Below are 11,259 nucleotides of genomic sequence, written 5' to 3' on the forward strand. Positions count from 1 at the left end.
AAGGCTCCGAAGGGTGGGAAGACTCCCGGCGGCGGGAGGCCGGCCGGTGGGGGCAAGGGCGGCGGCTGGTGGCCGTTTAGTCGGGGTAAGAACACCCCTGCTGGCGGTAGAACCCCTGGTGGTGGGGCTAAAAACCCTGGTGGCGGGGGCAAGGCCCCGGCCGGTAAGGCCCCGAAGCTGCCTAAGGCCCCCGCTTCTGGCGGTAGGCCGACCGGTGACGGGCGGCGTAGGGCCAGGACGGCGGGCGGGGCGGCGCTGTTGGGCCTGGTGGGGCTGGTGCGGGCGGCGCGTAAGAGCAAGTCCGGGGACCGCAAGACCGGGGACAAGCCCGGCAAGGACGAGCCGAAGCGCTATGCGCGGGCTACGCCGGGTGGGTTGGGGCCGGAGACGGTGATCGACGTGGACCTGGACGACATCACCAGCCCACAGAGCAAGAGCCATGCAGGTAGCTCGACCGGGTCGGCCCGGTCGCATCGTTCGGCGCCGCGTACCGCGCCGTTTGACTCCGGGGCCGCTGCTGGCAGCGGGTGGTGGCGCCGGTCTGTGTCGACATCGCTGCATTCCACCCCGCATGGGGTGGGTCCTGTTGGTGACCAGTTTGGAGGACCGGAGATGAGCACGATCACGACCAGCAGCACCAGCGCTGACCAGGACGCGATGCGGGTAGCGAACCGCTACGCCGAGATGATCGAGAAGGCCGAGACGTTGCAGGCCCGGGCGTCTGCCTGCCGGGACGCCGCTGACCAGTACCGCCGTGACGCCCGGGACAACCAGGAATCGGCGGAAAACCACAAGATGGCCGCCCGCACGATCCGCGACGTGAACGTGGCCCACGAGCACGCGGTGGCGGCGCGTGAGGCCGAGGCGGAAGCGGCGCGGGAGATCTTGGCGGCGCGGTTCTACGAGGCGCAGGCCGAGCAGTACGAGGCGGATGCCCGTTCGATCGGGTTCTGACCGCGCGCGGGGCCGCGCCGACCAGCGGCGCGGCCCCGGCACCCCTAACCCCCTGACCAGGCACATCGGCAAGGAGGAACGTCGTGACGAGGCGGCGAGCAGCGGTGGGAATTGAGTGGAAGACGTTCTGGGCCGTTGTCGCACCGCTGTGCAGCGCGGTGTGGGTGGCGGTGTGGCTGGTCACCGGGTCCGCGGTGTGGATCGCCGGCCTGGCCACGGTGCTGCTCGCGGCGGCCGCGGCGTTCGGCGCCCGGATGCTGGTGCGGATCTCGCCGATGTTCGCCCGGCTGGGTGAGCCGGCGAAGGCCCGGATCGTGGGGTGGCTGGTGGCGGCGGTGACCGTCTACACGGGCTGGTCGATGCTGGCGTTGACGCTGCCGGACATGTGGCCGGTGTGGGCGCTGGTCCTGCCCGCGTTGGGTGGGAGCACGTGGGTGTTGGCGCGGGTGCATCAGTACCTGCTGCGGTACGCGCCGCCGCCGGCCCGGCCGGCTCCGGCCGCGGCGGCGTTGACCACGACGGCGCACGGCCAGTTGGCGCTGACCGCCGAGGATCTGTCGGGGCCGCGTGAGGGTGAGCCGCATCTGGCCTGGTTGCTGCGTCTGGCGGTGCGTCGGGCTGGTCTGGATTGGCTGCGGATCTCTGACCCGCGGATGGTCGGCCCGGCGGATCGGCCGTTCGGGGCGCGGGTGCAGGCGTGGGCGCCGATCGAGCTGCGCCGGGTGGTCAAAGGACGGGTCCGCGTGGAACAGGCCCCCAGGCTCGACGACCACGACGTGCGGCGTATCGCCCTGGCGCTGCGCGACATCACCCGCCGCGACATCGCCCCGGACTGGGTGAGCATCAGCGAGGACCCGGACCGGGTCGGCATCTACACGATTCAGGCCAACACCGAGGACGTCATGAAGAGAGTCCGCCCTTATCGGGAGCAGCCCGATGAGCTGGTCGACGCGTCCGGTCGGCCGGTGTGGCGGCGTCTGGCCGAGCCCTGCCACGCGTTGTGGGGCATGGACGGGATGCCGATCGGGGTGGATGTGGCCCGGCACGCCTGGATCCTCGGCGCGACCACCGGCGGCAAGAGTGCCTACCTGCATCGGGAGTGGGTGGACGTGACCCGGTGTGAGGACGCGTTGATCTGGGTGGCCGGCACGAGGAAGTTGTACGACTTGGTCGGCCCGTGGCTGGAGCCCTACCTCGGCCAGAGCGCACGGCCGCCGCTGGACTGGGTGCGCGCCGACGCCGAGGGTGTGCTGCACATGCTCATCGCGGCGATGGAGATCGCCCGCTGGCGCCAGGACCAGCCATTCAGCGCACGCCACGGCTTCCGCAAAATCCTCATCTACATCGACGAGGCCAGCTTCGCGTTGAATACCAAGGTCAAGGCCCGCTATGACGGGGCGGAGGTAACCGCCGGAGACATGTACGCCGAGTGCACCCAGGCCGTGGCCTCCGCCGGCATCTACCTGATCGCCGCCACCCAGCGAGGAGTGCACCAGCAGTTCGGCGACCGGGGCGGCGACGCGTCGGCGAACATCGGTCGGGAGATCGTGCTGATGTCCGGTGACGAGCAGGAGGCCGGCCGGGTCACCGGCAACTACAAGCTGCCCCCGTTGCGCCACCGTGGCGAGTGCTACGCGCGCCTCGGCGACGGCGAGCCGGTCCGGGCGAAGATCGAGTACGTCCAGACCTCGGATCCGTCCAAGCCGGTGCTGCATGACGGGCCGAAAGTTGACGAGATCGCCTGGAACCGGCGGCACCACCAGCGGGACCTGGACGCCGGATCGGCGCAGGCCGCCGGACGTGCCTACGCCGACCGGCACCAGGTCGTCACCGAGGAGTACCTGGCCGACCTGCGCGGCGCCCGCGCCCGCAGCTCGGCACAGGCCAGCGCGCCCGAGCGCGACGCCGAATCCGCGATGGCCTCGGCCATCACCTCGATTTTCGCCAAACTCGGTAAACCCGCCGCACCTGCCCCCGTAGAGCCGGCCGGCCCGACGCCCGAGCCGACGCCGTTGGCCGGGTACCGCACCCGCGCCGACCGGGTAGAGGCGGCGGTGCGTCAGATCTGGCGCACCACCAACGCCCCGGCCGGGCCGCGCGACATCCTTGCCGCGCTGCACGAGGCCGGTGACAGCACCGCCACGCCGCAGCTGGTGTCCAACGCGTTGACCCAGCTCGCCCAGCAGGGCCGCATCACCCGGCCGCAGACCCCGGATGGGCGGGCAGCGACGGGGCAGTACCTGCCGCCCGAGGCCGCCACCACCACGGCCACCACGGTTACGGCCAGTAATTCATAACCCGTCATAACCCGTACGCCCCTCCCCCCTGTGAGGGGCCCCTATGCAGGGGACGACCCCCTCCCCCGGCCGCTGTTATGAGACCCCCTGTTAGGTCACCGTCTGTGAAGGAGGCACCCCGTGTCCCGTGTCACCGAGATCGAGTCCGAGATCGGCCGTCTGACCCGCAGCGCACCCACCGAGGCGCGCCAGCGGCGCATCGATGTCCTGACCGCTGAGCTGATTGCCTGGCAGCTGTCCGGGGCGCGGATGCGCGCCGCCGACGACGCCATCCGCGCCGCGGCCCGCCGCTGTCACCGCGCCCACACCGGCCGCCGCCGGTGGCCGGTCGTGGCCGGCGCGAGCGGTCTGCTCGGCACCGTGGCCACCGCCGGGCACCTCGCCGCCGACGGCGCCGGCCCCCCAATCATCGGTGGCGTGTTCCTAGCCACCGCCGTGGCAGCACTCGCGTTGACCGCTGTTGACCGGGCCCGTGACGCCCGCGCGCTCGCCGCCGCCACCACCGACATGGACACCGCCCAGGCCCGGTACGCCGCCCTCGTCGACCGGCACACCCCCGCCATCACGAGCCAGCCGCCCGCCACCACCCAGGAGACATCATGAGCCAGCCCGCAGCCCGCACCCACCAGCACGACACCGCCGTGCGGTGCTGCGACCACTGGCCAGCCAACCGCCGCGTGACGACGATCGGCACCGTCTGGGCCGACCGCCGCCGCCTAGCCCACGCCGCCCGCTACACCGGCTGGCTCCTGCTCGCCCTGGCCGCCGTCGTCGCCGTCCACACCCTGCTACTACCGGCCACCACCGCGTGGGCCTCCACCCACGGCCCGTGGGGCTGGACCCTATGGGCCGGCTGGGCCGCCGTGTCCCTCGCCGCCCTGCACCAGGGCGTACTCGCCCGCCGCCGCTCCCACATCGCCAGCTACGTCCTGCACGCCGCCACCGTCACCGCGGTCCTGATGTCCATCGCCGCCGGCGGCGGATGGCCCCAGACGCTCACCGCCACCGCCGGCGCCGCCGCCGCATGGCTCATCGCCGTCCTCGCCGCCCGCCGCTAACGACAGGAGAACCAGGTGAACCACCAGATCTCACACGACGAGCGACACCTGCTGAGCGCTGCCGCCGAGCTGGTCGTGGACTCGCAGTTCGGCTCCACCGCGATGCTGCAACGCAAACTGTCCATCGGCTTCGCCACCGCCGCCCGACTCATGGACACCCTGCACGAGATGGGAGTGGTCGGCCCCGCCGTTAACGGGGCTCGCGACGTCCTGATGCGTCCCGCCGACCTACCCCACCTGCACGCCACTCTCACCAGCCGCTAACACGGCGCGGGCGGCCCCCACGCCCTACCAAAGCTCCGGGGCCGCCCGCCACTCCCTGTCCATCCGCAACAGATGAGAGGAGCACCACCAATGGTGCCTGATCCCACCCGCCAGCCCTTCGAGTCACACGTCGAAGGCGCAACCGACGAATACCGCCTGGATATCGTCTGCGATCCCGACCCTGACAACCCCCAGGCGATCGCCTACTTCACCTCCGCCAACATGGACTCGGCCTACCACCAAGCCGCCCGGCTGCTCGCCGCCGTGGACGGACCTGCGGATCGGTACGGCGAGCTGTACGCCCACGACGGCACCGGCGTTGCCGTCTACTGCGACACCATTCATTTGCCCGCGTGAGCATCTACCACCGACAGCCGGGCGGCCCGCTCCAGCGGGCCGCCCAACTGTGGGTTCCCTTTCCACACAAGAGTGCCTGGCTTGTCCTGGTATGCCCGCAATCACAGCAATCGTCTATCGTGGACATTTGTCGATGCGCGCGTGTTGGGGCCCCATCGGGCGCGGGCGGGGACGTAAGATCGCCGGGTTACGACCAGATCTTGAGGGAGCGCTACTACCGCTCAACCCCTAACTCCACAAAAAAAACCGAGCCCCACACCCTGTTTTCGTTTGGCGGCGATAGCCAGGGTCTGAGGCTCAAAACAAGCTCGGAGGCAACCATAGCACCTGGCCCCGGGCTGGGTGCACCTTTGTCTCTAGACACTGTTTCGGCGTGTCACGGTGACGCCCGCTGGCGCCCAGCCCTCTCCTGTGTCGCAGCGCAGCAGGCTGCGGCCGTTTCACCACGCCATGCGTCTGTGGCGGTGGGCCGATGAGCGGCGCGGTAGTGGCTGCGGAGCGGGTGGTCGCGTCGGGTCATTGCCCGGTTTGCGCTGCACGTGGGCAGGCGGTGTTAGCTGCCCCGGGGCAGACGCGGTGCATCGTGCACATGGGCCGGTCGCGGGTGTGGGTGGAGACCACCCGCACTGGGCAGACCCGCCTTACGGTGCCGGCTGGTGCGCGTCGTCGGATCGTCTATCCGACCGGCCTGCAGACCCCGTGCGTGTCCTGTGCGAGCGCTGGTAGGGACACCCAGGGCCTGCCGCGTGAGGGTGAGGGCTCGGAGGCGCTGTGCATTCCGTGCTGGCGTACCCGCACCGATGCCGCGCGGCGTCGTCGCCTGGCGGCCGAGCGGCGGGCCGCCGCCCTGGAGGCGTCCCTTGTCGTTGACGAGGTCCCGGTGTGTGCGGCGTGCGGCGGGGAGGAGCCGTCGCCGGGATGTTGGCTGTGTGGTTGGTCGTGGCTGGCGCAGGTCCGCGCTGACCACGAGCACGTTCAGGCGTTGGAGGCCGCCGCCGTTGAGGCGCGGTTCGCGCAGCTTGCGCAGCGGGCTGAGGCCGAGCAGCGGGTAGCGGAGTTGGCCGGGTGGGTGCAGCGGCTGCAGGTCACGGTGTCCGCGTACGCGGCCGGTGCTGGCCGTGGCCGCGCCGTGGAGCTGCTGGCTGACCTCCTTGCCCGTGACGCTGCGGCGCGGGCCGGTCGGCGTGGCCGGCCGTCGCGGTTGGCCCGGGTCGCCGCGGTGCTTGCGGTCGACAGTGACTGGCGCACGGGTCGCCGAGCGCTGCCGGGTCGGGAGCGCTCGGCGCAGCTGGCTGGCTGTACTGCCCGCACTGTCACGGACTGCTGGGCGCGTGCCGAGGCGTTGGGCTGGGCCACGCGCACCCATCACGGGCGGCGCCTGAGCTTGGCCGAGCGCACCGAGCTGGGCCGCTGCAACGACCGGGCTCAGTTCGATCTTGCCGCGGTGCATCATGGTGACCCGGCCGTCCGCGCCCCCTACATCCCGGTGGCGCTGCTGGTGCTCGATGACCTGCTGCAGCACGCCCTGGTGCTGCTGGCCGCCGCGCAGGACGACCTCGACGCCCTCATCGCCCGTATCTCCGGTGTGGTTGACCACGCCGCTCTGGCCCGCCGCGCGCAGCTACGCCACGCCGTCGCTGCGGCCCGCGACACCCTCCTGACCGATGTGGAGGCCATCGCCACGCGTCAGATCGAGACCGGGATTTTCTTCCCCCCCCGCTTGGCGTCTCAAGGTGAGTACTTAAGTTCCTGCTTGTCTCGGGGTTTTGGTTGCCCACCGTCGATTACTCGCCCGATGTCGGGGGATCCGAGTCGGGGGGAAGGCGGCGCTTCGCGCTCAACGACACGAGGCAGTGGTGGGGCACATCGGGTAGCGCGTCCTAGGACGGGCCAGGGTGCGTGTGCGAACCCACGGGGGCCGCGGCCCCGTCCGGGCTGGCACGGGTGGGCGTACCCCCTTGCTCGTGCCGTTCAGCGGGCCTTGGAGTGGCTGGAGGGCGTGCCGCTGCCTCGGGTGGCGGCCACGCTCGGCGCTCGCCTCGGTCCGGCCTGGACCGTCGAGACGCTGCTCGACACGATCGACCGTGCCCGCGGCGGCCGGGAACTGCTGACCGCTCCGGACCGGCCGTTGGGCTACCTACGGTCCCTGCTGGACGCCGCGTTGACCGGCAAACACGAGCCGCCGCACCCGGCCCGCCTCCACGACGAGCACCGCCAGGCGGCGCAGGACACGCGGCGACGCGACGTCGTCGACCAGGCCACCGCAGCGACCACCGCCCGCAACACCACCCGCGCCGAGTGGGCGGTCCGGGAGCAGGCCCGCCAGGACGAGCGATCCGGGCCCGGCCATGGCCGCCACGCCGCCCTCGCTGCGGCACGCGCCGCGGGCCGAGGCGACCACACCGCCGCCCGCACCATCGCCGCAACCGCAACCATGCCGAAGCCCCGCACCGACGAGGACTGGCCGCACACCGCGCAGCCCGGCCAGGGCATCCCTCCCGGCGGCCTTGACCGCTAGACCGGGCCGCTCACCAGCGGACTTTCCGGCATCTGACCAGCATGGTCATGCGTCCAGAGGGGTTCTTTATAGGCAGCATATTTGCCATCTTCACAATGTTGGGTACGCTGTAGATATCTACAGCGTATCGAGTGGAGGATGGTAGCTGTGACGCTGCACAACTATGAGCCGGTGGGGAACGGGCTTCGTACGGATCATCCGGTGCCGGGTTTGCCCTTCGTTGACGATGCGCATATCCCGGTCGAGGATCGGCGGGCGGTAGAAGCTGTCGGTCGTAACCGCGGGGAGAACATGTGGGGGCGCACGGACAAGTGCGCTGATGGCGGGTGGGTGGCCTACACCTCGGACCCGAAGCGTCTGGACCTGGCGTGGTGTGTGCGTTGGCATCCGGAGCATGGCCGTTCGGTGGTGCTGTACCGCAACGCCGACTCGTCGGGCGCGTACATGACATTCATGAAGACGGCCCAGCTGTTCCGTGCCGGTGGCTACTGGTGGGACGGGGCTACCTGGTACCGGCCGGGGCAGATTTTCGACTGGGCCAGCGAAGTGCATGTGCAGCGGCAGGTTCCCGCTGCCTCGACAGTGACCGCAGCCGACATGATCACCGGTGGCCTAGGTGATCGGGCGCGCGTCCTTGGTGTCGAGGACGTCGACCTCAACGCCGCTTTGCAGGGTCCCTGGACCGCTCACCTCGCGGCCTGGGTCGCCACGCGAAGTGACACCTCACGAGCGTTGTCTCGTTGCGTGGTGCAGATGACAGCACCGGAGCTGGCTGCGGACCAGTTGGTTACGGTGACCGAGATGGCGGAGATCGCCGGACTGAGTCCGTCGACTCTGCGCGCCTACCTCACTCGTGGAGAGAGCACCGTTCCGACGCCGCAGGCGGTCGTGGGAGGCCGCAGCATGTGGGCGCGTGTCGTCGCCCAGGAGTGGGCCGAGCAGCGGCGTCGCTCTCCTGACGGTGCCGCCAGCGCTATGGCCGCCCACCGTGACAGTTCACACCTGTCCCTCGGCGTCAACGACCTGTGGCAGCAGTACACGAACACCTTCGCCATGCAGATCCGGGAGTCACCTACGCTGCGCAAGCGTCTGGCGCTGCGGTGGCGCACCGAGGAGTCCGTGCGGGAGATCGCCACCGAGTTGAGTTGGTCGGTGGCTGCCGACCTTGACTCCATCGTGCCTACCCATCTGCTGGCCAGAACGATCCGAGGCGCTGTCTTGGACGAGTTGGCGACGAGCCACCAGATGCACGGCGGCGAGCACGACTACACCATCTTCCAGGACGTGGCGGAGATGCTGGACTGGCTCGTGCGTCACGAGCCACGCCTGGCCGCCCGCACCATCACCGAAATCATCGGTGAGGCCGAACGCCGCCAAAGCATCCCAAGAGAAGCCGTGACGCAGGCGATCACCGACGCACTCCACCTCGACGGCGCGTTAGACGCCGCAGAATACGACGAGTTCCTAGAACGGGCACTACCACCAAGCTCCTGACACGGCCCGCGCACGAAGGAGAAGGACATGGACGCGCAGGAACGTGAGCGAGTCGAGCGGGCAGTAGTCGCGTTCGCCTCCGCGATCACCTGGACCAATTGACCGCCACCGCCAGGCCCACGAACTTGAAGGAGAACCAGGTATGCCCTCCAGCCGCTCGACGTCCGCTGAGGACACCGTGCACAAGCCGGTTTCGATGCCCTGCCCCTCCGACCGCGGCGCCGCCGACCGCGCCGCCGCAGTGATTGAGGACGACAAATGAGCGGCCTACCCGAGGACATCGCCACGCAGGTGCGCCAGATCGCCGAACAGCTCCACGACGTGCTGGTCAAGCAGATGGCCGTGGCCGACCCCGCGCCGGAGGCACAACTGTTGTGGCAGGCCGCGAAGCTGGTCAACACGGCCGCCGGCGGTCTGGACTCGGCGACCGGATCGCCAGCCGACCAGCGGTTCTCCCGCTGGTGGGACGTCGCCAACATCGGCTCGGACATCGCGGGCACGGCCATGCAGATCGCCGGGCAGGGCCTGGCGGTCGAGCACGCCGCCGCCGAAGCGGAATTGTTCGGATCGATGGACGCTGGTTTCACCACGACCATGGGTACGGCGATCGTGCAGCTCTACCCGAAAGCTGAAGAGTCTCAGACGCTGACGGTCAACGTCGACGCCGACCCGCTACACCCGCTGACCGTGACCGCCGACAAGGGTACGGCGCCGACGCCACGCCCGTACACGGCAGCCAGCCTGCTGCGCGTCGATCACGCGATGCGCCGGCTCGGGCAGGCGCTCGGCGACGTCGTCGACCACCAGGACGACGACCTCTGAGAAAAGAAGAATGAAGATCATGACCGATGCCAACAGCACCGTCTACGACCAGTACCACCGGCCGCTTCCCGGCGGCGGGTTCACCTGCGAGCGGCTGCACTGTACTCACGTAAACGGCCGGGCCGAGCTGATCGAGCGAGACCTGGCCCAGGAGCTGGCCGACGTTGGCCAGGAGCCGCCCACACCGGAACGGGATCGCACGCCCGGTCCAGCGCCGTTCTGAGCGACGCGCCATCGGCCTAGCCGGGCTGTCTACCTCGTTGTGGTGTTCACGCGCCTTGGCGGCGTGTGGCCCGGCCCTTGGCGGGCCGGGTGTCGGTGGCCGGCAGGGCGGCGACGGCGGGGTGGTCGGCTGGTTGGCCTTTACCAGATGCCCGACGGCCGCCAGGTCCGCGTTGACGTCGACCGCCGGCCGTTGCGCTGGACCGTCGACATCCAGGACGGCGACCAGGTCGACGGCCTCACCACCGAGCAGGTGCAGGCCTGCTGGCCTAGCCGTAGTAATCGACCGAAAACCAACGGCAGCGCTGGTCAGAGCCCGTTACCGCAGGGCAACGGGTGTCGCTCGTGCCGCCGCTTGACCAGCGTTGCCGTTGGTTCCGGGCTGAAAGCTACGACTAGGCCTCATGGGTCTCTCCTGCCATTACGTGCACGCCGGTCGTGCCGCTCGTACATCTGCTGCAGGTAGCTGGCGTCGGTGCCGGTGTAGGTCGATAGCACCGACCAGTCGACCCCGGCGTTGCGGCTGATGGTCACCGCGTCGTGCAGTGCCGCTTGGGCTTTGCGCACGGCCTCGGCGAGGTCCGCGACGGTCTTGAGGTGCTGTTCCTCCCGACCGCGTCTCATGGCTTCGAGGTGGAGGCGAAGAAGTTCCGCCGCGACCTTGGGTGAGCGGGAGGCGGCGTACGCGGTCCGCGAGGGGCACCACTGGTCGAGCAGCTTCGCGCGCTTGTCGTTGTTGCAGTCATCGCAGGCGGGGGTGAGGTTGTCGGCGATGTCGAGGCCGCCGCGGCTGATCGGACGGATGTGGTCTGCCTGGAAGGAAGGCGCACCGCAGTAGGTGCAGGGCCCGGTACCGAGGTCGCGTCGCTCTTTGGCGGTTACCGCCAGCGGTGTATCCCGGGCGGCGGCGAGCCGTGCTGCCCTGAGCGCGGAGGCTCTGGCCGCGTGGGCCCTGTCGCTACAACGAGGGCACAGCGTTTTAAGTTCGCTGCCCTTGCGTCCACTCGGGATCCAGTGGCGACCGCATTCGGCGCAAGCTTTGCCGAACCTGACGGCCATCGGATCCTCGGGCGGCTGCGGCCTACGTACCGCCCGTCGCCGAGTGCTCATGGCCCGGATCGTAGGGCCGAGGTACGACAGCTCGACGCTCGCGGTTCGGGAGCGCCGCTGCCGGCCTAAAAGAGGCACTGCTCAGCGTTCTTCGAGGCGAGACCGTAGACCAGTGGCGGCTCAACAAGTGAGCCGACCGGGTCGCTGACCACGCCGCCGGGCT

The 11,259-nt window shown here is 70.0% G+C and carries 11 protein-coding genes; 10 read left to right on the forward strand and 1 reads right to left on the reverse strand.

Going from position 1 to position 11,259, the window contains the following annotated elements; genetic code table 11:
* The first annotated feature begins 258 nt into the window (after positions 1 to 258).
* The 10 genes from B116_RS0117530 (at position 259) to B116_RS0117580 (ending at position 9,987) form a co-directional block, all read left to right on the forward strand.
* A complete protein-coding gene (locus tag B116_RS0117530; RefSeq protein ID WP_155255757.1) occupies positions 259 to 954 on the forward strand; it encodes a hypothetical protein in 696 nt (231 codons plus the stop codon).
* An 83-nt stretch (positions 955 to 1,037) separates the two neighbouring features.
* The gene (locus B116_RS0117535) at positions 1,038 to 3,251 is read left to right on the forward strand and encodes a hypothetical protein (protein WP_155255758.1); all 2,214 of its coding nucleotides are present in this window, start codon (positions 1,038 to 1,040) and stop codon (positions 3,249 to 3,251) included.
* Between the two features lie 120 nt (positions 3,252 to 3,371).
* Positions 3,372 to 3,854, forward strand: a complete 483-nt coding sequence (locus B116_RS0117540) for a hypothetical protein (protein ID WP_027660822.1) — start codon at positions 3,372 to 3,374, stop codon at positions 3,852 to 3,854.
* Positions 3,851 to 4,309 carry a hypothetical protein gene (locus tag B116_RS0117545; protein ID WP_027660823.1) on the forward strand — a complete coding sequence of 153 codons (459 nt, stop codon included), beginning with the start codon at positions 3,851 to 3,853 and terminating at the stop codon, positions 4,307 to 4,309. The genes B116_RS0117540 and B116_RS0117545 overlap by 4 nt, the downstream gene beginning before the upstream one ends.
* Positions 4,310 to 4,324: 15 nt before the next feature.
* Complete coding sequence (locus B116_RS0117550) at positions 4,325 to 4,573, forward strand: DNA translocase FtsK (protein ID WP_027660824.1); 249 nt, start codon at positions 4,325 to 4,327, stop codon at positions 4,571 to 4,573.
* Between the two features lie 90 nt (positions 4,574 to 4,663).
* On the forward strand, positions 4,664 to 4,930 hold the full coding sequence (locus tag B116_RS0117555) for a hypothetical protein (protein WP_027660825.1): 267 nt from the start codon (positions 4,664 to 4,666) through the stop codon (positions 4,928 to 4,930).
* Between the two features lie 589 nt (positions 4,931 to 5,519).
* Positions 5,520 to 7,448 (forward strand): hypothetical protein, encoded by a 1,929-nt coding sequence (locus B116_RS26850; RefSeq protein ID WP_027660826.1) that lies wholly within the window; start codon positions 5,520 to 5,522, stop codon positions 7,446 to 7,448.
* 138 nt (positions 7,449 to 7,586) lie between these two features.
* Positions 7,587 to 8,942 (forward strand): helix-turn-helix transcriptional regulator, encoded by a 1,356-nt coding sequence (locus tag B116_RS0117565; protein WP_223874604.1) that lies wholly within the window; start codon positions 7,587 to 7,589, stop codon positions 8,940 to 8,942.
* Positions 8,943 to 9,200: 258 nt separating this feature from the next.
* Positions 9,201 to 9,764, forward strand: a complete 564-nt coding sequence (locus B116_RS25310; RefSeq protein ID WP_050591884.1) for a hypothetical protein — start codon at positions 9,201 to 9,203, stop codon at positions 9,762 to 9,764.
* 19 nt (positions 9,765 to 9,783) lie between these two features.
* Positions 9,784 to 9,987 carry a hypothetical protein gene (locus B116_RS0117580; protein ID WP_026185874.1) on the forward strand — a complete coding sequence of 68 codons (204 nt, stop codon included), beginning with the start codon at positions 9,784 to 9,786 and terminating at the stop codon, positions 9,985 to 9,987.
* Between the two features lie 401 nt (positions 9,988 to 10,388).
* Here the strand turns inward: B116_RS0117580 and B116_RS26860 are convergent, their stop codons facing one another.
* Positions 10,389 to 11,045, reverse strand: a complete 657-nt coding sequence (locus tag B116_RS26860) for an HNH endonuclease (RefSeq protein WP_082312837.1) — start codon at positions 11,043 to 11,045, stop codon at positions 10,389 to 10,391.
* Positions 11,046 to 11,259: the final 214 nt, after the last annotated feature.

The organism is Salinispora fenicalii, assembly GCF_000514815.1.
Lineage (GTDB): Bacteria > Actinomycetota > Actinomycetes > Mycobacteriales > Micromonosporaceae > Micromonospora > Micromonospora fenicalii.